The sequence below is a fragment of the Echinicola soli genome, from assembly GCF_006575665.1.
In the GTDB taxonomy this organism is placed as follows: Bacteria; Bacteroidota; Bacteroidia; order Cytophagales; family Cyclobacteriaceae; genus Echinicola; species Echinicola soli.
The window spans coordinates 4,727,060-4,750,956 of the sequence record NZ_CP041253.1 but is presented as its reverse complement, the minus strand read 5'-3'; the positions used below and the strand labels follow the sequence as shown (position 1 = coordinate 4,750,956).

14 protein-coding genes and 1 CRISPR repeat array (1 of these 15 cut by a window edge) are annotated in these 23,897 nt (G+C 42.5%); of the genes, 3 read left to right on the top strand and 11 right to left on the bottom strand.

All coding sequences use genetic code 11. The features are described 5' to 3' along the window. Positions 1 to 612: a CRISPR direct-repeat array (repeat unit 46 nt; unit sequence GTTGTGAATTGCTTTCAGACTTATACCTTGCAATGGTAATCACAGC) (it extends 270 nt beyond the left edge of the window). 1,031 nt (positions 613 to 1,643) lie between these two features. Together istA and istB are read left to right on the top strand one after the other, a co-directional pair. Further along, positions 1,644 to 3,203, top strand: a complete 1,560-nt coding sequence (gene istA, locus FKX85_RS18520) for an IS21 family transposase (protein WP_229239638.1) — start codon at positions 1,644 to 1,646, stop codon at positions 3,201 to 3,203. Between the two features lie 12 nt (positions 3,204 to 3,215). Then, positions 3,216 to 3,935: an IS21-like element helper ATPase IstB gene (istB, locus tag FKX85_RS18515; protein ID WP_141614274.1), complete on the top strand. Its 720-nt coding sequence runs from the start codon at positions 3,216 to 3,218 to the stop codon at positions 3,933 to 3,935. A 194-nt stretch (positions 3,936 to 4,129) separates the two neighbouring features. On the opposite strand, the gene cas2 is transcribed toward istB, so the two are convergent. From cas2 to FKX85_RS18495, 4 genes are read right to left on the bottom strand one after another with little or no spacing between them, the layout of a single operon-like run. Beyond that, on the bottom strand, positions 4,130 to 4,435 hold the full coding sequence (gene cas2, locus FKX85_RS18510) for a CRISPR-associated endonuclease Cas2 (protein ID WP_229239679.1): 306 nt from the start codon (positions 4,433 to 4,435) through the stop codon (positions 4,130 to 4,132). A gap of 34 nt (positions 4,436 to 4,469) precedes the next feature. Beyond that, positions 4,470 to 5,363, bottom strand: coding sequence for a type II CRISPR-associated endonuclease Cas1 (cas1, locus tag FKX85_RS18505; protein WP_141616147.1), 894 nt, complete (start codon positions 5,361 to 5,363; stop codon positions 4,470 to 4,472). 3 nt (positions 5,364 to 5,366) lie between these two features. Then, a complete protein-coding gene (gene cas9, locus FKX85_RS18500; RefSeq protein WP_141616146.1) occupies positions 5,367 to 10,790 on the bottom strand; it encodes a type II CRISPR RNA-guided endonuclease Cas9 in 5,424 nt (1,807 codons plus the stop codon). A gap of 1 nt (position 10,791) precedes the next feature. Further along, positions 10,792 to 11,043: a hypothetical protein gene (locus FKX85_RS18495; protein WP_141616145.1), complete on the bottom strand. Its 252-nt coding sequence runs from the start codon at positions 11,041 to 11,043 to the stop codon at positions 10,792 to 10,794. A 365-nt stretch (positions 11,044 to 11,408) separates the two neighbouring features. Here FKX85_RS18495 and ggt point away from each other — a divergent pair, with 365 nt between their 5' ends. Next, a complete protein-coding gene (gene ggt, locus FKX85_RS18490; protein WP_141616144.1) occupies positions 11,409 to 13,157 on the top strand; it encodes a gamma-glutamyltransferase in 1,749 nt (582 codons plus the stop codon). 165 nt (positions 13,158 to 13,322) lie between these two features. Here the strand turns inward: ggt and FKX85_RS18485 are convergent, their stop codons facing one another. The 7 genes from FKX85_RS18485 to FKX85_RS18455 all read right to left on the bottom strand — a co-directional run bounded on the left by FKX85_RS18485 (position 13,323) and on the right by FKX85_RS18455 (position 23,842). Beyond that, complete coding sequence (locus FKX85_RS18485; protein WP_141616143.1) at positions 13,323 to 14,966, bottom strand: hypothetical protein; 1,644 nt, start codon at positions 14,964 to 14,966, stop codon at positions 13,323 to 13,325. A gap of 4 nt (positions 14,967 to 14,970) precedes the next feature. After that, positions 14,971 to 16,143 (bottom strand): DUF4249 domain-containing protein, encoded by a 1,173-nt coding sequence (locus FKX85_RS18480; RefSeq protein WP_141616142.1) that lies wholly within the window; start codon positions 16,141 to 16,143, stop codon positions 14,971 to 14,973. Between the two features lie 6 nt (positions 16,144 to 16,149). After that, entirely contained in the window at positions 16,150 to 18,915 is a 2,766-nt protein-coding gene (locus FKX85_RS18475; RefSeq protein ID WP_141616141.1) for a TonB-dependent receptor, read from the bottom strand. A 3-nt stretch (positions 18,916 to 18,918) separates the two neighbouring features. Next, positions 18,919 to 19,653: a hypothetical protein gene (locus tag FKX85_RS18470; RefSeq protein WP_141616140.1), complete on the bottom strand. Its 735-nt coding sequence runs from the start codon at positions 19,651 to 19,653 to the stop codon at positions 18,919 to 18,921. Between the two features lie 171 nt (positions 19,654 to 19,824). Continuing rightward, positions 19,825 to 21,540 (bottom strand): thrombospondin type 3 repeat-containing protein, encoded by a 1,716-nt coding sequence (locus FKX85_RS18465; protein ID WP_141616139.1) that lies wholly within the window; start codon positions 21,538 to 21,540, stop codon positions 19,825 to 19,827. Positions 21,541 to 22,003: 463 nt separating this feature from the next. Further along, positions 22,004 to 22,771 (bottom strand): LytR/AlgR family response regulator transcription factor, encoded by a 768-nt coding sequence (locus tag FKX85_RS18460; protein ID WP_141616138.1) that lies wholly within the window; start codon positions 22,769 to 22,771, stop codon positions 22,004 to 22,006. Between the two features lie 30 nt (positions 22,772 to 22,801). Beyond that, positions 22,802 to 23,842 carry a sensor histidine kinase gene (locus FKX85_RS18455; RefSeq protein ID WP_141616137.1) on the bottom strand — a complete coding sequence of 347 codons (1,041 nt, stop codon included), beginning with the start codon at positions 23,840 to 23,842 and terminating at the stop codon, positions 22,802 to 22,804. Between the last annotated feature and the right edge of the window lie 55 nt (positions 23,843 to 23,897).

Here is a 23,897-nt window from a genome sequence, read left to right as displayed (position 1 = left end):
CAGCCTCCTAACATGTATCTTTTGAAACACATGCGTTGTGAATTGCTTTCAGACTTATACCTTGCAATGGTAATCACAGCCTGTTGCCAATCAACCTCTATAAACTCCTTGTTGTGAATTGCTTTCAGACTTATACCTTGCAATGGTAATCACAGCTCAAAGAAAACATTATCATAACTCCCTGTTGTTGTGAATTGCTTTCAGACTTATACCTTGCAATGGTAATCACAGCGCACGATGCCATTTTACCATTTCTGGCGTAGTTGTGAATTGCTTTCAGACTTATACCTTGCAATGGTAATCACAGCAGAATCATTTAAAAGATGAAAACAATATCAGTTGTGAATTGCTTTCAGACTTATACCTTGCAATGGTAATCACAGCATGTCCATATGAATTGAAAGTGTTAGCGGCGTTGTGAATTGCTTTCAGACTTATACCTTGCAATGGTAATCACAGCTGAATCATTTAAAAGATGAAAACAATATCGGTTGTGAATTGCTTTCAGACTTATACCTTGCAATGGTAATCACAGCACCATTGGTTTCAGTATTAATTCCCAATTAGTTGTGAATTGCTTTCAGACTTATACCTTGCAATGGTAATCACAGCATACCCCACTTCAAGTGGTTGGTATGCTGTTGTTTATGTGGTTTTTTGGGATTGAAAAATGAGCCTGTTTTGATAGAGAAATTTTGTGAGCGATGCGGAAATATTTATTGTAAATTTCTGTTGTTTGAAGTGTATATGGCCCATTACCTGATTCGCTCCAAAATTTATTGATGCGGAGATTCCTTTTGCTCCCGCACCCTTGGTGACAGCAATAAAAATGGATCAAGCGGAAAAGTTGGGGGGATTAGGGTTGGTTTCGATAGCACGCAAATGATGCAGATTAATAAGATTTGCGCTGATTTTTTATAATAAACGCGATTTAAAATACCGTCCTTGCGAGGAAGTATAGCCTGTCCCGAGCTATCGGGAACGTGGCAATCCCGTATTAAGAAAACGAGATTGCTTCACTCCGTTGCTCTGCATTCGCAATGACGGATTTATACTGATTTTATAATCTACACATTCCTATTGCTAAATGAAAGAGAAATATGCTTACCAAAACCACCTGGAAATCTCTCATCTTCCAGAAATATTGCTTGGCCCTCAAAATGTGCTAAAAAGGAGGCAAGCGAAAAAGTTGAGGGCATGAATCCCTTTATTTTAATAGGATTTCTTTTTTGTTTTTTTGCCACAAAGATTCCAAGACCCAAAGCTGTTTGTTTTCCATGAAATTTGGAATCCGCCTACAAAAAAACTTCGTGTCTTGGCGACTTCGTGGCGACATACCAAATGAATATAAATCTTCTCCCGCCCCCAGAAATATTGCTTGATCTGGATATTCCGGAGCATGTTGACCCCATGATCCGGGAATGAACCGGAGGTTGAAAAGTGGCTTAAGCGGCTGTTTTCAACTGCCATTCCGGCGGATGCTGACCCCCTAAAGTAATATTTCAGCAATAATTCCGGAGCATATTGACCCCTCTGTTGTCAGATTCCGGAACATATTGCCCCCTCATAATGCTGGTTTTGGTTTTTTAGCGGATGATTTATATACCACTAACCGTGATCCAATGGCAGGAAAACCAAAACCAATGAGTCAGATAAAACAATTGATCATTCTCAACAAGCAGGGCAAAGGGATCAAGACCATTGCCCGAATGCTTGGCATGAGCAAGAATACCGTAAAAGCCTACCTGGTCAAGCTGGAAAAGCTGCTGGGGCAGACAGGTACGAGCCTAACCATAGATGATCTGCTCGCCCTTGAAGAGCCGGAGATCCATTCCCGTTTCCATCCTGGCAACCCTTCCTATAAGGATCCCCGGTACGATCATTTTAAAATGCGTCTTGAATATTTTCGTAAAGAGCTGAAGCGTACCGGGGTTACCAGGGCACTTTTATGGGAAGAATACAGACAGTCCCATCCGGATGGTTACAGCTACTCACAGTTCTGCCATCACCTTGACCAGCATGATCTTGCCCGATCAAAACCAACTATGGTACTTGATCATCAGCCCGGGGAAAAGCTTTATATTGATTTTGCCGGCAAAACGATTGACTACATAGACCGGGAAACCGGAGAAGTCATTTCCTGCCAGTTTTTTGTGGCCTGCCTGCCCTGTTCGGACTATGCTTTTGCCATGGCCGTGCCCAGCCAGCGTATAGCTGATTTTCTCCATGCCCTGGCCTGCTGCCTGGAACATTTGGGCGGAGTCCCTTCCCTGCTGGTCCCTGACAACCTGAAGTCAGCAGTGAACAAGGCCGACAAGTACGAACCGGATATCAACCGGGCACTGGAAGACTTTGCCAATCATTACGGTACGGCTGTCCTGCCGGCAAGGGTCAGAAAGCCTCAGGACAAGGCCCTGGTCGAGAACCAGGTCAACATGCTCTACTCCAGAGTATATGCCAAGCTGAGGAACATGCAGTTCTTTGACCTTTATGCACTCAACCAGGCCATTAAAATGCGGATCAGGGCACATAACCAGACACGGATGCAGCGCAAGCCCTACTGCCGGGAAGAGAAGTTTTTGGCCGATGAAAAACCCCTGTTGGGAAAACTTCCCGAGGACCGGTTTGAGCTACGGTACCATGCCTTGCTGACTGTGGCAAAAAACAACCATGTTTACCTGGCAAGGGACAAGCAATATTACAGTGTCCCGTATACCCTTATTGGCAAGAAAGTGAAGGTAGTCTACACCAGGTCTATGTTCTATGTGTACCATGAAGGTAAAAAGGTAGCCGTCCATGCCAGAAGCACCAAGGGCGGCTATTCTACCGTTGAAGACCATCTGTGTTCCCAGCACAGGCATTACAGGGATAGGAGCCCTGAATACTACCGGGAGCTTGCCCGTAAAAAATCAGCAGTTCTTTATCAATATGTATCCTTGCTGTTTGAGCAGAACCGGTATCCCGAGCAGCTTTACAGAACCTGTGATGGCTTACTGGCCTTAAGCAGGAAGTCCGACCCGGATACCTTTGACAGGGCCTGCAAAATAGCCATGGATCACCAGGTCTATTCTTATGGGTTTATCAGGAACATCCTTGAAAACAACATGGCCTATGAACAGCCCGATACTACACAAAAAGCCCTGCCCAAACACGACAATGTCCGGGGCAAGGAATATTACGACCAACAGAAACTCCAATTTTAACACTTAATGAATATGAATCAGATCGAAGCACAAATGACCAGGCTTAAACTGCACGGCATGTCCAAAACATGGACAGCCCTGAAGGAAACCCGCAAAACCCAAAACCTCACGTTGACAGAAGGCCTTGAGATGATGCTCCAGGCCGAGGAGCAGGAAAGGGACAACAGGAGGTTCAGAAGGCTGGAGTCCAATGCCGGATTCAGGTATAAGGCCTCCCTGGAAGAACTCAAGCTTGATAAAACCAGGGGGTTGGACGATATGGTGCTGGCATCCCTGTCCACCGGAGACTACATCACCAAAGGGGAATCGGTGCTGATAACAGGGGCCACCGGCTGTGGTAAAAGTTACCTCGCATCCGCACTGGGACACCAGGCCTGTATCCAAGGGTTCAAGGCCGCCTATTTTAATACCCAGAAACTGATGCTCAAAACCAAGATGGTAAGGCTGGAAGGCACCGCTATCAAGTTCTTTGACAAGTTGGCAAAAGCCGACCTGCTCATCATGGATGATTTTGGGCTCACACATCTGGAAAAACAGCATCAGATGGACTTTATGGAGCTCATTGAGGACCGGCACGGGAAGAAATCCACCATCATCGCAAGCCAATTGCCCGTATCCAGCTGGTATGAGGTGATTGGAGAAGAAACAATTGCCGACGCTATTCTTGACAGATTGGTACACTCATCATACAGAATCGAACTTAAAGGTGAAAGTCTAAGAAAAAAAATGTAAAATTGTCATACCATTGGATTCACAGGACCAAACCAACTTTTAGAGGGGTCAATATCCCCGGAGAGGGGTCAGTATCATCCAGAATATCCATTGATCCATAAAAATCTGCCCTATCAGTGTGATCAGTGTTCCATAAAAAATTATCCCCAACTTTCCCCTTGCCCCCTTATAATACAATAGCTAAATTTTAAAGTCTAAAAAAGCTCCAATTGCTGGCTTGGCGTTTCTTTTTCGGCCACTTTAGTACCATAGAAGAGTTCCATCATGCCAAACTGCTTGTCCGTGATGCACATGATGCCCACTTTTCCCTTGGGAGGCAGGTTCTTTCTGACCCTTTTGATATGGACATCGGCATTTTCGCGACTGGCACAAAAGCGCATGTAGATCGAAAACTGGAACATGGAAAATCCGTCGTCCAGCAGCTTCTTTCTAAAGCCACTGGCGATTTTCCGATCTTTTTTGGTGTCGGTGGGCAGGTCAAAGAATACTAGTACCCACAAACTCCGGTATTGGTTAAGTCTGGAATAAAAGCGTTCATCCATATTCGGGATAAATGATCTTTCTGCTAATGCCGGCAAAACACTCAAACAGCGAATTGGTCGTCCTGCTGGCGGCCACCATTAAAGGGCTTTTTTGCCCATCTATCCGGACATCCAACGCAGGAATGGAAAGCAATTCCTTTTTGAGATGGATATTCAGCTCCTCATACTGATCGTCGGTTTCGACGATATGCCTTACCACCATGTCCACAAATGGCCGGTATGGCTCCATGATATCATCTGCCAGGCAGTAAGCGTTGTATTTATTACGGTGCCAGATGCCCACCATGGGCAGCAGACCGGAACTGACCAGCGCCCGGGCGATGATTCCTCGTAAAATGGCATAGCCGTAGTTCAGCAGGTTATTGGGAGGGATACCTTTTTGCTCCCGGTTAAAATCCGGAATGTCAAAGATATGTTGCCAATAATAGGCTGCCGCCTGGGCCTCATTATTTCCGGTATCACCGGACTGTACGGATTTTGCCAAATGTTTGAGTTTTTGGACGGGGATTTCCCGCTCGGCCAACAGTGCGCCCTGATTGCTGATTTTAGCAGCGACAGTTTGCTGCCAAAGGTTCTTTTTGAGCGGTTGGCTGGCACCTAATTGGTGTCTGATCCGTTCGGTCTGCTCCGTGTGTCCGTGCAAGGGGAGGAGTATGCCATCGGGAAGGTGCTGACCATTGCAGGAGACGATTGCCACTTTATTATTGACCAATTTTCCCATAAGACCATTGGTGATGGTGAGCTGGGGATGTTCCAGCACCACCATGCCAATGTCCTCTATGGGTACACTTTTCTTAGGCTGGTCATCAGGAAAGCAGACGACCAGTTGCTCATTTTTGGTGCTGAGGTAGGCGGGATTGCCGAAGAAAAGAGTGCGCTTGATCATTTTTTAATCTTTTGAAATATTCCCTAACCTGTCCACTTTTAGTTTCCAGCATATTTTTTTTATCTGGGTTTTACCATCAATCATATTTTGATTCTTATTTTGCTGACTACCAAGTCCAAATTCATTCTGGATCAACTTTTTTTCAGAAATATTAATTTTATCATTGTCATTTAATTCTTTAAAGATTTCCTTGTTCTTTTTTCCATGGAATCTCCAAATGGGTTTTGAACTAGAGTAAGGGACAAAGTTGGCTATATCTCTATTACCATCAACATATTTATATATCCTATCTACCTGTTCATTTGTTAGATTATTAAAATCAACTTTTCCAGGATTTTCAATTTCTTCATCAGTTGGTACATATACTAAGTCCAAGGGCGATAATGTAAATTCCCAACTGTATTCGTTTAATTTGTCATCATAAATTTTATTTGGTAGGGGATTTAATCGTTTAGTCACATCTTGTTTTAGTGTTTCAATTAATTCAATAAGACCAACATCCTTAAATTTTCTTTCTACCAGTTTATTGCCGTTGTCCTCTTGATAGGTTCGAGCATAAAAGCCAAGATAAAGGTTCGACCCTGCATCATTTACCACATACTGTTTTGATTTAATCGAATTCTCATTTTCTTCATTTAAGGCTCTACGTTTTCCAAAACCTCGTGAAACCTTTACTTTATGTATTGGCTTGTGGTCTTTTCCATTGTTCAATTTTCGGAGATTTTCAGGTTTATTCATTTCCCCAATCGCTTCGGGTGTAAATGCAATATCAGGGTGTTCTTTGATTTTACCTTCAAACTGTTTTTCGTTTCTAAAATCCCGTTCGGAAATTCCATCTATAAAAACATTCAACTCTGAATAATCTGTATTTTTATATTTGAATTTGTTTTCTCGTAAATGGGCTATTAAATCATCAATAGATTGAAATTCATTTTCATTATCGCTTATAATAGCTCCGAATTCTTGTTTCTCAAATAGAAAATCAAGGTAATTAACAGCGTTTTCAAAAGGAAGTTTAATAGTGTCGAAACGCTTTAACTGGTTCAATAGAATAGATTTTACACGACCTGCACTATCTGAAATAGTCTTAATTTTCTCACTGTTAAAGAATGTATCCAAATCTTTTCTGATTGTTGCCTTGTCTTCCCCGTTTACTATTTTCTTTCCATAGTAAGTCGCTTCCCCTAAACTTCTTCGGATTCCCCAATTGTATTTATTGTTTGAATTTACAATCTCTTTTTGTGTCTTGGGTTCTTGTATTTTTCTCTTTTTTGTGTTTGGTTCTGCTTGGTAATAATTTACTCTATTGTTAATGACCCGTAGGTTTTGTTTGAACGTGACTATAGTGCCCTGCAAAGTCGTAAGAATCATTTTTTTATAGTTTTGCCCAAACGAAAAGAACTCTTTGTGTTGGTAATCCATTTCTAAAACAGAGTCCCTCCTGGAATTTTCCGTGTCTGCTTTACGGACTTCTCCCGGTAACATAAAACGCCAGTTTTTTTCATCTGTTTCGTCATCTTTTATTGTAAACTTAATTTTTCGTTTTAGTTTCAATCTGTAGTCCTCTAACTTTTTCTGCTTACCAAAATCATTCAATTTTTTATCGGCATTGATGTTGCTTAAATAGTGAAAATGTTCTTCCGTACACAATGCTACAATTAAAGCATCTAAAGCGTGGTGGCGATGGTCAATACGTTTGATATCATAAGACTCATCTTTTTCCCGAATACTTTCGTCCAGATTACAATCAAAATACTCTTGCCCGTTTTTTGAAATCTGCCAGTCTCCGAATAAATTGGATTGAGTTAATTCATTCATCCGAATGAATCGTGGAGCAACTAACTCTCTCCAAACTTGGTCAAGCTTCCAAGCTCTTTTTAGTTCAGTTGTAACCCTACCTGTAACCGGAAGTACATTTTTGGAGCGGAATTCTACTTCTCCTGGTTCTCTCACAATGTGGCTTAACAACTCCATTGCTTTTCGGGCAATGTGGCGAGCATTATTCATTTGACTGTTGATAAATCCTTTTGGAATGTCTTTAGAAAGTAGAATGTATCGTTTTGTGCCTGAGAATTGGGTTTTAACAATACTTATATAATCTTCTTCTGTACAGACAGGAATACCTAAGTAAGGCTGCCCATTTTGGGATTGAATAAAGACTCTTGCAGTTTTATTACTTTTCAGCTTATTTAATTCTACTTCAACAACAACTTTATTGCTCAATGAATTATTCGTTATAGATGCTTGGGGGAAAATATGGTCGATGTTGTATTTTTTACCATCAAACAACTCTGTTATCTTTATTATCTGTCCCGAATAAGGAGAACGGTATCCCTGTTCTATCCAAAGTTTATATTTCTCAAAATCACCTATAGTAATTTGTGGCTTTTTGAGAATAGTTTCAATATCTTTTTTAGTGATATTTTCTTTTCTCAGTTCTTCATTCTCTTCAAAAAAATTCTTGTCCAAATTATTTCTATCTTCCGCACCTTCCTCGACAATTTTCAATCGCTCAAAATGGTCTTTGTTATTTGGATTAGCATTGTATGGATTATGCATTAAAAATTCCTCTAACACTTGTCGGATTCGTTTGTTTTGGGCACGATTTCCTGACATTCGTTTGGATTCAGCTTCTTTTTCTTTGGCAGATTTTTTCAATTCTCTTCCGACTTCCAAATGAATACGGTCAAACAGTTTGTTAGGGTTGTCTGACCCTTCTTCCCTTTCTCCATAATAATCCCATATATCAGCCACTACCTGCATCATTTCCAATATGACTTTTTCGGCAACAGGATTATTTAAAGAGTGTTGTTTTAGTTCTTGGTGAAGCTGTTTTCTGATTTTTTCAGGCGATGTCCAATATTTGGCTTGTGGCAATTCCGAATGACGACCATAAACCAAATACGAGGCTTGTGTAAGGTTTAGGTCTTTAAAAGCTTCTACTTTTTCAAATTCCCTAAAAGTATTGAACAAGCCTTTTGGAAATGGAATTTCACCTTTTTGTAAATCAACATTAGTTACGACCACTTTGGAATAATCAACTTTCTCATCATCCTGTAGCTCAAAATTTATCTTACTTAGTCTGTTTAGTATTTCTGACTTTCTTTTTTCAAGTGTCGATTTCCACTTCTTATGCCAAACCTCATTTTCCCAAGTATATTTTTTGTCTTTATTGCCTTTTTGAATTATTGGAATTAATTTTTTTAGTGCTTTTTCAGAATATGCACAATTTCTTGAAGTGTACATTGGATAATTAATAAAGTCCTTGATGATTTTTTCTTTAATTTCATTGTCAATGTTGAAATCTTTAAAATAGTTATTGAAAAAAGTAGAGGCACTCTTATTGTCATTTGCCGTTCGTTCTTTATAGCTGACTGAATACAAATAATGCCATAACTCCTTTTCTTTTTCTTGCGTAAGAAAATCGGCATATTCCTTAAATCCCCATCGCTTAAAACGTGTGACAAAACTCACCCTCGTTTCGTTACCTTTTATTTCTTCATCATCTGGAAAATTCCAAGCGTAATTACTGTCTTTTTTCTGGTAATCAATATTAAATTTCTTTTTACAATAAGTAAGGAATTGGTCTTGATTTAAAGATTTTCGGTTGTTCAACATTTCAAAAAGCTCTTGATATTCTTTTTCACTTTTAAAAAACTCTTTCGTAACATCCTGATTGGTTAATAACCTTCCATCAACTTCCTTTTCAAGTTGAATCAACCTTAAATTATGCAGTTTATCCCAAATCCTGAATTCCTGAAAATAAGGATGTGATGCAGAAACCACTTTAATATAAACAGGCTCCTTTTTTACTTTCAACTCTCCTGTTTCTAAATCAACGTTTTCAATAGGATTGCCGTTTTTATCTTCAATATTTTTCCAATAGCGTATCTCATATTTACAGTTGGCAATCTCTGATTTCTTGCTTTTCAATGGTCTTTGATACAGCAAAACATCATCTACCAATAAATGCTGAATGGCATCTTTGTTTTTTAATAAAGACTCTTGGTGGCTTTTATTTTTGGGATATAATGTTTTTACACATTGTTCAAACACTTTTTTATCTTCTAGACTGGAGTGAAACTTCTTTTGTGTACAAATGATTTGGTTGAGTTCTTCACAATAAAAGGTTCTATCCACCACTTGAAATATTCCACCAATGATTTTGGTACGATTGCCAGTTTTGGCATCGTTTTTTAAAACATTGTATATCTTGGGAGATATGTAATTTTTTACATTATCTCTTTCATCCAAATAGCCATTCAAACTATTAAATTTCAATGCTTCTTTTTCTGTTTTCTTTTTCATTAAAGTCCAATCACTTGAATTATCGTTTAAATCCGGTTCTCTTAGTTTTCTCTCTTTTCCTTGTTGAGTTTTAAGGTTTCCAGTATTATCATAAACTGTTTCTATAATATAGTCGTAGAACTTATTAATTGCATTGTTGTAATTGAAAGTATAGTTCTCCCTGGGAGGTTTATTTTCTTCCCAACCATTATGATATTTCAATGTGTACTTATGTTTCCTGCTCTCTTTTTTATAATTAACCTTCATTATCTTTAGAGGATAAATATCAACGACCTTAAATTCTGATTTTTTATCATCTGTATTACCCTGTTCGTCAACTTTAGATGTTTTTATTACCTCTTTTAAATCATCTTTAAAGGTCATTTGAATATCCGAATACTCATTATAAATAAAACTGTCATTTCCGTCTAAATGAACTTCATAGAATTGCTTTCCTTCTTCAGTTCTCTTAGAAATAACTTCTTTTACTCGTAAATCAAGTTCCTCAACTATTTCACCTTCCTTTGTGGATTTATCCTCTACTTCAGTTTTTTCATAGCCTCTCTTTTGATTGTAGCTTAAAAGAATCCAAGCCAGTTCTTCTAAAGCTATTTTCTCGGAAAGTGCTTTTTGTCGCAAATAATACAAAGTCCAATCGTAAGGAATCCGCTTACCGTTCTCATTTTTTATTTCTTCATTTCCAATATCATCAAGCATTTCTTTATATGAATCCATAAAGAGGAATTCTGCTTTTTTACCCTTTTGCTTAGGCAAATAGGCAAGTTTTGGTTCTTTGTTTGGCTTAAACTGTCCGCACTTCTCACCTTTTGAATTGGTAAAATCAATTTCAAGTTTATAGTGTTTAGGAAGTGCATCAAGCAAGTCAAGAATCAAATGCAATCTATCTCTCCTTAGTAAATAGCGCTCATTTAAACGTCTTGAACCTCTTTTTTCTGTTCTTTGTGCTGCGGTACTTTTTATTTTACCACTGCTTTCAAAGTCCTTAATTTCTGTGGCATCCATTGGTAATATCCGTGAGCCTAGCCCTAAAATTTTTAGAGTTCCTTTTTTGTGGTTTATTTCAACCATTGCCCAGCCAATACTGTTTGTTCCTAAATCAAGTCCTAATATTCTTTTCATCCTATCTTACTTTAATATCATAGATTGTTCTTCTTCTATTAATGTCATCTGTATCATCAGCGGGCTGATCACTTAGGGGAAGGTCACTTGCTGTAGGGGGATTCACAACCAAGTCTGTCCAAATGCCAACGTTGACTTTATAAAGTGATTGGTTATGCGTGACTCGCCTTTCTAATTTGGCTTCGGCATCCATCAAATTCGGCAAAACAATATTTTCGTATGCCTTTAAAAATTCTTTTCTATCAATTTTCATGAGAAGTAGTTTGGTTATTATGGTCCAATTTGTATCTTGCCTTTCTGAAAGCAATTCACAATAAGGATTATTCCGTTGTGAAAACATTCAAGGCGGGGCAACTCGCCTTTTTTTATGTTATTGATTTATCTTTTCTTTTTATTCATCCTCAAAATAATGGTTTTGGTTTTCTTATAAAATACCCAAAATGGAGTATTTTTTAAGTTTTGGTAGTATATGGTGTAAGGTTCCCCTATTTTTTTGACCAATGGAAACAAAATATCCGCTTTTTTTGCTGATATTTTGTGGGTATTACGGAGGTATGACGTGCCTTAGCTTACATAATAGTAATTGGCGTACAAATAAACTAAAACCAAGTCCCCTTTATGAACTTGAAATTACTGCAGCAGTTGGCTGAAAAACGAATTTACTTGAGAGTGATCAGCTTATTTTTGGTGGTGGCCTATATTTCAAGCTGTGCCAAAATCGGAAGAAAAGATTACCAGGAAGGAAAAACCGTCCATGGTGACAAGGCCATGGTGGTATCTGCTCATCCAGAGGCCACTAGAGTAGGAGTGGAGGTGTTGGAGCAAGGGGGAAATGCCATTGACGCGATGGTGGCCGTGCATTTTGCATTGGCCGTGGTCTATCCTGCTGCTGGGAACCTGGGCGGCGGGGGATTTATGATGTATCGCCAGCCGGACGGGGAAGTGGTTTCACTTGATTTTCGTGAAAAAGCGCCGATGGCCGCTTACGAAGAAATGTACCAAGACGAAAATGGCGATATCATTGATGGTTTGAGCCTGGCCGGGCCAATGGCTTCCGGTGTGCCCGGTTCGGTGGACGGTATGCTCACTGCCCATGCCCGCTATGGCACGATGCCCCTAAAAAAACTGTTGCAACCTGCCTATAAACTTGCCCGAAGTGGCTTTCCCGTTACTGCAAAGCAAGCCAATAACTACAACCGGTACCGTAACACATTCATCGAACATAACCGGGACAGTACAGTGATTCCCTTAGTGAAGTTGGATGGCAAATGGGAAGAAGGAGACCTATTGGTCCAAAAAGACTTGGCAGCCACCATCAAACGCATTCAGGATGAAGGACGCGATGGGTTTTATAAAGGTAAGACAGCAGCACTACTGGTGGCAGAGATGAAAGCCGGGAATGGCATCATCGAACTGGAAGATATGGCCAAATACGAAGCGAAGTGGCGTGAGCCAGTCACTGGAAAATACAGGGGAGCGACGGTTTACAGCATGGGACCACCAAGCAGTGGAGGCATTGCTTTGATGCAGTTGTTAAAAATGTCCGAACATTTTCCTATTGGTGAATTGGGTTTTCATACTCCTGAAACCATTCATCTGATGACCGAGATGGAGCGAAGGGTCTATGCGGATCGGGCAAAGCACTTGGGAGATGCTGATTTTTGGGACGTGCCCCAGGAGGAATTGTTGGATGATGAATACATTTCCAAGCGTGTAAGACAAATTGATCCTAATAAAGCCACGGACAGTGAAAAGGTACTTGCCATGCAACTAAACCATAAGGAAAGCGAGGAGACCACCCATTACTCAATCGTAGATGCCAATGGCCATGCCGTGTCCGTTACTACTACCATCAACTCAGGTTATGGATCCAAGGTGTTCGTTTCCGGAGCGGGCTTTTTGATGAACAATGAGATGGATGATTTCAGCAGTAAGCCTGGCGTCCCAAATGTCTATGGTCTGCTTGGAGGTAAAGCCAATGCCATCCAACCTGAAAAGCGGATGCTCAGTGCCATGACACCTACCATTGTGGAAAAAGATGGAAAGCTTAAAATGGTGGTCGGAACACCCGGTGGAAGCACGATCATCACTTCTGTATATCAGGTGGTCTTGAACGTACTGGACCATCAGATGAACATGACCGATGCGGTGACCGCTGGAAGGGTGCATCACCAGTGGAAGCCCAATTTTATCTTTCCTGAAAGGGATGCCCTGGATCCATTCACCAAAAAAGCACTTGAGAAAATGGGGCACCAAATCAAAGAGAGGGGAAGCATCGGCCGTGTGGATGCTATTTTGGTAGGCATAGACGGCAAACTGGAAGGAGCTGGTGATCCACGGGGTGATGATTGGGCTGCAGGGTATTAGAGGTTGGAGGTTTTAATGTTTGAAGGCTGGACTGTTCGTGGATAGTAAAAAAGTGGTGGGATTTCTACTAAGCCAAACCCCACCACTTCCTCACTCAACATACGTCGTACATAATACCACCACATACTAAATGATAAATACCCAATACCGCTTACTACAGTTTACTTAATCGGATACTTCCAATTCCATCGTTGCCCAGACCTGTCGTCCATCTGGGGTGATTTGGCTTACCTTGACTTCATACACTCCCGGTATCTGGGAAGCAGAAAACCGAAGGGTTGTTTTTCCATTATTGTCCAACTGAACATTTTCTTGATATAGTAATATGGACCTGAAATCGGGAAAGTGTTCGCTCTTTTTGCCTGGATTGAATTGCCAGTTTACAGGCTGTTGGATTTGTGGATATTCTAAGTAAAGTGCATGTTCTGGAATGGGGTACTCCCCAAAATCATTGTCGTATGAGGTGAAGCTCAGGATTCCATCAAAGCCATAGCTGAGGATATAGAAGCGGCGATTGATGATTTCGGCCCTTTTGATGTTTTCAGGGCTAAATTGGGCAAGTTTGTCACTGTCGAAGACGGGCATCCCGTCCACGAGAATCAGTGGATTGCCGTCAAAGACCGAATGCTCAGGGATATTGGTCAGCTTAAAGAAATATTTTCCTTTATTTTTTCGGACCAATGCCGTAGGCATATATTCTTTTAGTGTAGTGGCCAAATCCTCAAAACGGTTATAATCATCCAGGTTGTAGCCACGATCAGGAGCATAGCCGGTGACTATGGGTTGCAGGCTTTTTTGTGTTGGCTTGTAGAAGTATGTGGTGGTGCTGGCACTTAATACCAAATTGTCCAATAGTGTTTTATGTTCTGGTCTTATTTCCAGTTGCGGAAAATCCAATGTTTCCCCAGCAGGAGCTTCTGCAAAAGGCAGTTCCAAGTTCAGGCCAAAAGGTACTGAATCCACATCCGATTGGAGCAGCAGAAATTCGTAGTGTTTCAGGGCTCCCAGGTCAAAAAAGATTTCCCCCTGTTTATTTGCCGTTCCCAGATACAGGGCTGATTGGTCACCGTGGGCAGAAAGGAAGTATAGCTTGGTAGTATCAGCTTTTTTTTCTGTCAGCCTACCTTTTATGATGTGGCCGCGCAGTTCCGGTAAAAGGTCGGCAGTATTGGCTTCTTTGTCTATTGCAGGGGATGTTTGGATAATTCGTTGGCCATCAAGGAAAGGATTTTTTCTGCTGATGGAAATGGATACTTGGCTGTTTGGACTGGCGGACAATGTCAGGCTTGACTGCTCTCCAAGTGTGAGTTGTGTACTTTCAGGTTGAATGGCAATGGTATTGGACGAGGTGTTGGAGTCCCCATTACCATCAAGTGATTTTCCTGGACTTTTTGGTGAGGGAGAAACTGCCGGGTTGATCACAGTAATCAGTTCTTGATGGTACTGGGCAGCATCATTTAGGGATGCGGCATAGCGTGAATAAACCCTTAGAAGGTAATGGTCTGAAGGTGTATTCTCAGGCACGGTCAGATAGGCATCCGCTTTGCCATTTTCCAGTGGAATTACAGCACCACCAAAGCGTTTTCCCGATCGGCTGATCAAATCCGCATACGCAAAATTCGACTTGGTAGGTGCTTGGTCCATGGTAATGCTGATGGACAGCGGCAACCGTTCTCCAGCCACAGCTATCGCTTGACCACTGTGAACGTAGACGATCTCTTTTGGCAGTAAGGGGACTTGCTGGGTTTGTTGCGCTAGCAAGTTGGATCCCAATATTCCGAATAAAAACAGTAAAAATAATCTCATCATCAAATTAATTTTCCCAAAAGTCAGGTTGAATATTAGTGCCCCTAAGGGTGCAGTCAGCACATCTTCTACTTCCGCTACGATAGCCAATGATGCCTCCGGAGCCCATTCCTTCTACAGAAGTGATTGGTACAGTCCTGCCACTCGAAAATATTGCGGTCACCTCTGCTAAAAAGACAGTGTCGCTATTCAATTCACAGCCTGCATAAAAAGGATTAGAAACGATCCAATAGCCAATGTCCGACCTGTCAAAGTAGACCCTTCTGGAGGTGGATGCACCCGCCGTGACCATACCGATGGCCTTGTGATTACCATTGCCCTGAAAATGTACGTTTGTGCTCAGGTTAGAAGGCAGCGGACTGAAGATATCTCCCATGTCATTGGTGTTTTTGTCCAATATTTCATAAAACGTAAATGCTTCCTTGGAGATGGCCCGTTGATGTACGTTGATAGAATACCTACGGGTGAATTTATCTGATCCAAAGGGGACGTTTTGGAGTACTTTTTCATAAATGTATTCGTCTTGGTATTGTGCTGAAGAGGCGATATTGATGGTGTTGGAATATTCGGTACGCCAGCAGCGATCGATCCGTTCTTCAGGGCTGTCCCGGTAAACGATCGAGTCCAGCGCTGGATCATATTTCAAAAAGGTGATCAGTTCAGGATTGAATACCCACGTCTCTTCATATTCCCATGCAAAAAACCGAACCTCATCATCACCATGTGTGGAGATATATACTTCTGCGGATGACCGCTCATCTTCGGCTCGCTTGATCCCCACTTCTTCAATCTCCGGACTAATGAGCGGTGTCAGCCAATCGCTTTGGTATAGTCCTTGATCCGGCACTTCAATGTTCAGCCTGTACTGTTGATCATTGGAGAGGGAATGCGCCTCGCTGTAGATGCCTTCTTCAGTACTGGGGAGTGGAAAAGTCTCTCCAGATTGGCTTTCGATAAATACTTGGGCATTGGAGACAGGGATATATGAGGTCAGAACATCATTTAATGACCCTGTCGTGCTGAGTTTGATCACGGTGGCCTCACCTCCAGTTTCGATATGCCCTTCCACTACTAAAATACCCAGGTCTTCTTGGTTGATCTCGGGATCATAGGGCTCACGACAACTGTTCAGCAGTAACGAGGAGATGATGAGCGAATAGAGGAGTTGGTTTATCTTCATGTCCAATTAGAATTTGAAATTATAGGTAATGTACGGAATAGGCTGGGCGTATATTGATAGTTGGTAGCCCCTGAGGTTACCATTGACAGGTGTATAATACACCGAGTAGGGGTTGCTTCTTCCGAGCAGGTTGTACACCCCAAGTGACCATGAGGCGTGCGCAGGTTTGTCCACTTTATGATTGCCTTCCAAGTTCATGGACAGGTCAATTCTGAAATAATCTGGGATCCTGTAGGCATTTCTGTCGGAGAAGTAAACTTGTTCCGCTCCATTATAGTAGAATTTTGCGACAGGAAGCGTTATCGGCCTTCCTGTGCTGTAATTGGTGTTTAACGAGACATTGGCACGTTTGGAAAGTTCATAGTTCATGGCGAGCATTACAGCATGGGGTTGGTCAAAATTACTAGGATACCAACTGCCTCCATTGACTTTCTCAGCAGGTTCATCACCAGCGGTTTGCAGCGCTGATCTGGAGAAGGTATAACTCAGCCATCCATTTAACCTGCCCGTGGATTTTTTCACCTGAAACTCCAGACCATAGGCTCGCCCGTCGGTATTGAGCACATCTTGCTCGATGTCATTGTTCAGGAGCAATTCTGCACCACTTCTGTAGTCAATGAGGTTTTTGAGTCCGCGGTAATACACTTCCACGGATGCTTCTAATTTGTCATCTTTTAGAAGAAGGTCCTTATAGAAGCCCAATGAAAACTGATTGCCTTGCTGGGGCCTGATATAGGGATCACTTAACTTCCATGTATCTGTAGGCGTGGCTGAAGAGGTATTTGAAAGTAAGTGAATGTATTGCCTTGTAGTATGGTATCCTGCCTTGATGGAAGTGAAATTATCAATGATATACCGCCCAGACACCCTTATTTCAGGAGCTGAATAGGTAGAGATGACTTCGTTGTTTTCATAAAACTCTTCTCCAGTGATCGTCGCTTCGCTTTTGGGCAGTCCATCTGCATAGGTGTAGAGTTGATTTGGTCCCAGAAAATTATAGATCACATATCGTACACCATAGTCTGCGGTCAGCTTATCGTTGATCTCAAAGCGGTCTCCCAGATAAAAAGCCGTCTCCAGCGCCTTTTCCCTATTTACTGTTTCTGGTATTATGATGGATTCGTCGGTCAAAGGGACCATATCACCTGGATTCATATCATAATAGATATTATCCATGCCAAAATGAAAGGTATGCTGATCATTGTGCTCATAAGTGAAATGCGCCTTGAAGTTGTATTGCACTATGTCAAAATCAAAAGTATAGGCGTTCAGTGGATTTTCATATCCTTCGATACCAAATTCATATTGATCGATGCCCACGATAATTTCACTTTCAAGCCGATCATTATAATAATGCTTCCAGTTGAGGTTTGCATTGCGGTTGCTGTAGTTGAACAGGGTGTCTGCGACAAAGTTAAAGTCATCTTGGCTCCAGTAGGAAGAAAAACTCAGTTCGTTTTTATCATTAAAATAATGTTTGAGGTTAAGGTTAAGGTCATAGAAAGAAGCACTGGCAGCATTGAGGTCGGATTTCTCATTGACCAGATTGAGGAGCCAGTCGCTATAAGTGGCCCTTCCACTGACCAAGAAGGTGGTTTTATCACTAATTGGGCCATCAAAAGTCAATCTGCTGGTGAGCAGTCCGATCCCTCCCTTTCCGTGGAATTTTTCCCGGTTACCGTAGTTCCCTTTTACGTCCAGGACAGATGATAACCTGCCGCCATACTGGGCGGGCATGCCGGCCTTGTGCAGTTCTATTTCTTCCACCATATCACCATTGAAGGAGGAGAAAAATCCAAAAAGGTGGGAAGGATTATAGATAGTGGAATTATTCAGTAAAATCAGGTTTTGATCGGCAGCACCACCTCGGACATTAAATCCTACACTGGATTCACCGACGGTTTTTACGCCAGGCAGGGTGAGGATACTCTTGATGACATCCACTTCACCCATGACGGAAGGGAGCCTTTTCATGGACGCTATGGACATCGTTTCCACGCCCATTTCTGTACGGTTGATATTGGACAATCGGTCAGAGCTTACGATGACTTCATCCAGCGAAACGATGCTTTCGTCGATTTGCATTAACAAGCTTCCATCACCCAATAGCTCCACTTGACGCTGCTCCTGATACTGTCCCAGATGCTGCACGTGGAGGGTGTGCCTTCCTTTTGGCAAGGTGATGCTAAAACGTCCATTTTCATCTGTTACCGCCCTGGTGTATTGTTGTTTTTCGAACACCACTGCGCCGATGATCGGTTCACCGTTCTTTAGGCTGAAGATCCTCCCACTGAGTGTGGCGACATCCCGGTTATCCTGACCATCAGCCTCCCCGATGATCCAAAGCTTATTGCCCGTATAGGCCCTGTCCAGGTCGCGTTCGTCCTGTGTGTGGGCAAGGCTATCGGCAGACTGTTCCGGGTCAAAGAAATCTTTGGATAATGCGGTGTGGAATTGCTCCATTTGATGGATAAAAACACGCTGTTGGTCGTCAATAGAGTAATGAAGGGGAGTTTTTTCGAAAATCAGATCCAAGACATCCTCTAACTCATTTTCTTTGGCACTGATGTTTACAGACAAGGTGTCCACATCAGCGTCTTGATAGAAGAATCGGTAGTGGGTTTTGTTTTCCACAGTGTTGACAAATTGGGAAAAGCGGACACCTGGGAATAAGCCCGAAATGGTTTCCTTCTGCACATCCTGTCCATGTGCCTGGAGGGAAAGCAGGGTAAGGGCCGTGCATAAAAGTAACTGCTGTAGATTGTTCCTCATAGATTAATAGTTGGTTGATTGGGAAGTGTAAAAATTGCCCAGTGCTATCAGTGCTTGACGTAGCTGTTTTTTAAAGCGTAATCCCTCTTTACGGATAATTTTGTTGACTTGTTTTTTGGGAATTCCCATGGACTCCTCAATATGTTTTTTACGCGTAATGCGATGATAGCCATCCGCGGTCTTTACGAAGAAATCTTCGTGATTTTCAAATTCAAATGATTTATCTGAGGAACCAAAATCTCTTTTGATCTCTTCTTCCTTATAATGTTTGGATATGATGGTGACTTGGTCGTCCCAAAGGACTTCATAGTAGCCGTTGAAATGCCAAGAGTACCCCGGTATATCCGGTAGCTGGATAAATCTTCTTCCATTTTTAAGCTGGAATGCCTGTACTTTTCTGTTGTCCAAAATGATCTGCTGGAAGTTTCGGGGATGGTAGGTGATCAGTTGGTCTTTTACCACATCGAAATTGAGCAAAACGTGGTCAAATTGCTCACCGTTAATGGTCACTGAGCCCTCGCCGTACTCAGATGAAACCAAAAATGGCGTCCCATCGACGTGAAAGGTACCGCCTACTTCATATTGCCCTCCTGTGGAGGTTTCTTGCGGGAAGGGGATTTTGTCATTATAGACCTTCTGAAGAAGAAATTCGCCAGATGGAGCATCCTGGGCATAGCCTGTCAGGGAAAGGAAGTATAAAACAAAAACGGTAGTTCCTAAATAAAAGTAGTTGATCATAAAGCAAATTAGATAATTCGCTTATTAAAATGAAAAAGAGTTTATTAATTGTTTTAATTCAGTGATAAGTGGTTAACAATAGGCGCCGTTATTCCCGATTTTGGCGGAGGTAAAAATACAAAGAGCCCAGCATAACCGGGCTCTTTTAGGACTTGTTGAAATCATTAACCTTTATTTATCCACTGAAAGTCCATTTTTGGCCAAAGTGTCTTCATTGTTAGATAGATTGGTCCAATCAACGTTTAGTTTAGGGTTAATTCCGTTGATGTATTTTTCGATATTGGTATAGCCGTCACCATTGAGGTCGCTATTGGCATCGGTAGGATCATTAGGATCTAGGCCGTATTTATTTTCCCACTCGTCGGGCATACCGTCCTTATCAGTGTCCTGATACGGGGAGCCATTGTATACGGGATAGCCGCCTACTTGGCTGATATCGGTGATAATTCCTTTCTTATAAGCATCTCTTGGAAGCCTTCTGTGTTCAAACTGGTAAAAGGATTCCGGATCGAGGCCTTTTACATATTCGGGTTTTCCTGTTTTGACGGTACGGATGATTCGTTGGTCTACCGGATCCCTTTTAGGCAAGGTGGCACCTGCATTTTCCGTGACAAACTCGACAGCCTCTTCAGTAGGCATAATTGTCAAGTGCGGCATCGGAAAAGGCTTCTCGGATTTCATTCGAGGGAAGTAATGCTTTGCTTCCTGATAGGTCATCAGCTGGCCATCTTTTCCTTCCATCTGCACGCCACCGTTCCAATTGTTCCCAGTGACTTCTTCATTGCCTTCTACGATGTTTCCTTCGACGTATGCCCTTCCGAAAACCATGGAATCCAAGTCACTTCTTCCGGCTTCTGGTTTGAGGATTCGGTAGCTTACCGACCTGCTCAGATCCGTCACGGGCCCTGGTTTATAATAGTTGTTGATGATATTGTATTTAGCCTTGTAATCGCCACCATCAGTGGTCCGGTGGGACCAGTTGAAGATGATGTTATTGACAAAATTGAAGATACCGTTCCAGCCAATGGAAGGATTCCTGCCGGCATTGCTGGCCCAAAGGTTTCTCATAAAAGAGCAGTTTTCACCCCCCAAGGTGCTACCAAGGGAATGATTGTAGGTGTCAAGGTCTTCGGAGAAGATGCTGTTTTGGATCGTAATGTTGACAGTGGGGAGTTTTTCTCTTTTATAACCTCCTCCGGGATCGTACATATGGCGATAGATGGACATGTTTTCATCTAATCCCCAGCTGGCAGAAACGTGGTCGATCATGATATTTCCGACAGGATTGCCGCCTATGGCATCATCCCTTCGGCCTACGAATGTTTCCCCTCTTCTGAACCTCATGTGCCGGATGACCACATCATGGGTGTCCACCCAAACCGTCTCACCAGCTACACAAACTCCGTCACCTGGCGCAGTTTGTCCGGCGATGGTCACATAGGGTGCCCTGATGATCAATGGCGTTTCCAATTTGATGATGCCGGCTACGTTAAACACGATGATTCTGGCACCGCCGGTTTCACAAGCCTCCCGGAGGGTGCCGGGACCATGATCTTCCAAGCTAGTGACTGTGATTACTTTACCGCCTCGGCCACCAAAGCTGTACATCCCGCCACCTTCAGCTCCAGGGAATGCAGGAATTTCTGCTTGGGGAAGGTCTGTGGGGCGGGCTGCCCAAGGAATATAAGGCTTGCCCTGCATTTCTTCTCGATAAACGGCTATTCGGGCTTTTTCCCAGGCCTCATCGGAATGCTGTAATGCTGCTGACTTGATGGAGTCTGCCTTCGCCCTTTCTTCCGAAGAAACGTCTGGGTACTGGGCAAACACTTTCGAGCAAGATAGGAAGGTGATGACCAAGCATAAAAAGCTGATTCTATTCTTTAGCATTGCAATTTGGTTTATTGTTCTTTTTAGGATTTGGCAATAGGATTATGGTCCTTATTGCCTGTTTTAAAGTAATGCTAACTTACTTTATTTGATAAAAGCCTGTAACCAAAAGCCTTTCAAAAGGGAAAATCTTTCTTCGAACTGGGATATTTTTGCGTTGGAGTCAATGACAATTTTATTATTGAGTCCGAGACCTGTCTGACCGGTCAAGTCTGCTTGGCGTAGACAGGTTCAAGGTTATTCTGTACCGGGGCACAGCCCTCGGTACAACCACGTCTTAGCGTTGTCCCGCCGTCTCTGACGCGGGAGCACAAAGACTGAGTCTCCCGCCTCAACCTTATATTTTTGCTATCTGCATTTTCTCTTTTCTACGATCTACCCCACCTAACCTCCCCCCGCAGCGGGGAGGAACAATTTGGCTCATATCTCAAGTCTCATTACTCATTACTTTCTCCCTAAACGGCTATCTGTCCAGCCAGGCTTTAAAATCAGGGGTCTTTTCACTGCTGATGATGATTTCAGCGTCTAGCGGTGGGGTAAGGTCTAGCTTTACCCGGCCTTTGAAATAGGGATGGATAGCGGATACCGCATCGATATGAAGGATCAGTTGCCGGTTTGCCCTAAAAAAGATGTCGGGATTGAGCACCTGGCCAAGCTCGTCCAGGGATTGGTCCAGCGGATAACGATCCGCTTCATTCGTGACCAAGAGGTTTAGCTTCCTGTCTGTATAGATGTAGGCGATGTCCTCGGTTTTTATGGATCGGATTTTGGTCCCTGCTTTTACCAAAAAGCGAGACTTGTAGGAAGGCTCCTTCTGCTGGAGGGCCTGAAGCAGTTCCTCTACATTGATGGTCGGGGAAGGTGGAGGAGCAAGGGTGTTGATTTTTTTTAGCTTTTCCAGGCTCTGTTCCAGCTTTTCATAGGAAAATGGCTTTAGGAGGTAATCAATGCTGTGGACTTGAAAGGCTTTGATGGCGTATTGATCGTAAGCTGTGGTAAAGATCACCGGACTGGTGACTTCCACTTGTTGGAAGATTTCGAAACAGACCCCGTCATCTATCCGGATGTCCATCATGATCAAGTCCGGTGCAGGGTTTTTCCGGAGCCATTGGACGGTATCCTTTACCGCGGTAAGGTTATCCAAAATTTGTATAGCGCTGTCGTATTTTTCCAGCATTTTAATCAATTTTGCAGCAGCTAAATCCTCGTCTTCTACGATCAGTACCTTCATGATGGATAGGGTTGATGGTTTTTTTGATATTTAATGATTTCCGCTAGTAGGGCTGTCCTCTTTTAACAGGGGAAGCTTAACGGTGAATTTAGTATCGTTTTGGGAGATGACCATTTCCTCATCAGAGAAATAGGCCAATCTTTTTATGATGTTGTCCAGCCCGGATTTTGGCAGGGAGGAAAATGCTTGGTTTTTGGGCTGATACGTATTTTCGACGATGATGTATCGTTCGTTTTCCATGAAAATATTGATGGTCAATGGTTGGGAAACGGTTGCGATATTGTGTTTGATGGCATTTTCCAGCAGCATTTGTAACGCCAAGGTGGGGATATAAAAGGTGGCCTTGGACGGGTGATAGTCAATCGAGATTTTCAATTGTCGGTTTAGACGCTGCTGAAAGAGGTAAATATAGGAGTGGATAAACTCAATCTCCGTATCCAGTTCGACCAGTTCCTCATCTCGGTGCTGGAGGACATAGCGGTAAACTTCCGCAAATTTGTCCAGAAACCTGTGGGCATCCGCCGTGTCAATATCGATCAAAGAGGAAAGCACATTAAGGTTGTTGAACAAGAAGTGGGGATCAATGTGCATTTTTAGGGATTCCAGCCGGCTCTTTAGGTTTTCGGCCTGGAGTTGCTCGGACCTGAGCGCAGCCTTTTTCCACCGTTGCATAAAGTAAACGCCAAAATTAATGGACATTACCGGGATGTAAAACAGCAAGCCGTAAATGTTCAAAAGGAGCATTTGTTCACCATCAGGAGGCAATCCGATAAAAAGCGTTTTGAGAAAATAGTAACAGAGATTGATACAGACCAGGGAATAGGCTCCACTGATCAAAAACTGTATCAGAAAGCGACGCAAGGGAAGCTTTCCCCAGGGATGGACTTTTTCCAGTAGCTGATGGATTTTGATATTCCCCCAGACCAGGAGCGTTAGGACGGCAATGATCCATAACAGGGCAGCGGCATAACTGGTCTCTCCAAGAGCAAACAGCCCCAGCACCGGCAGTACTACGGCGGCAGCTATGCTGATGAACCATCTTTTGTTTTTAAAACCCCTCTTTACTTCCATCCAGATTGAAGAAATAATAACCAAATTGTAGTGCAATTTAAATCTTTGCATTGAA

Coding starts and splice junctions, on each gene's coding strand:
- istA (WP_229239638.1), top strand. CDS start 1,644: ATGAGTCAGATAAAACAATTGATCATTCTCAACAAGCAGGGCAAAGGG.
- istB (WP_141614274.1), top strand. CDS start 3,216: ATGAATCAGATCGAAGCACAAATGACCAGGCTTAAACTGCACGGCATG.
- cas1 (WP_141616147.1), bottom strand. CDS start 5,363: ATGATCAAGCGCACTCTTTTCTTCGGCAATCCCGCCTACCTCAGCACC.
- cas9 (WP_141616146.1), bottom strand. CDS start 10,790: ATGAAAAGAATATTAGGACTTGATTTAGGAACAAACAGTATTGGCTGG.
- FKX85_RS18495 (WP_141616145.1), bottom strand. CDS start 11,043: ATGAAAATTGATAGAAAAGAATTTTTAAAGGCATACGAAAATATTGTT.
- ggt (WP_141616144.1), top strand. CDS start 11,409: ATGAACTTGAAATTACTGCAGCAGTTGGCTGAAAAACGAATTTACTTG.
- FKX85_RS18485 (WP_141616143.1), bottom strand. CDS start 14,966: ATGATGAGATTATTTTTACTGTTTTTATTCGGAATATTGGGATCCAAC.
- FKX85_RS18480 (WP_141616142.1), bottom strand. CDS start 16,143: ATGAAGATAAACCAACTCCTCTATTCGCTCATCATCTCCTCGTTACTG.
- FKX85_RS18475 (WP_141616141.1), bottom strand. CDS start 18,915: ATGAGGAACAATCTACAGCAGTTACTTTTATGCACGGCCCTTACCCTG.
- FKX85_RS18470 (WP_141616140.1), bottom strand. CDS start 19,653: ATGATCAACTACTTTTATTTAGGAACTACCGTTTTTGTTTTATACTTC.
- FKX85_RS18465 (WP_141616139.1), bottom strand. CDS start 21,540: ATGCTAAAGAATAGAATCAGCTTTTTATGCTTGGTCATCACCTTCCTA.
- FKX85_RS18460 (WP_141616138.1), bottom strand. CDS start 22,771: ATGAAGGTACTGATCGTAGAAGACGAGGATTTAGCTGCTGCAAAATTG.
- FKX85_RS18455 (WP_141616137.1), bottom strand. CDS start 23,842: ATGGAAGTAAAGAGGGGTTTTAAAAACAAAAGATGGTTCATCAGCATA.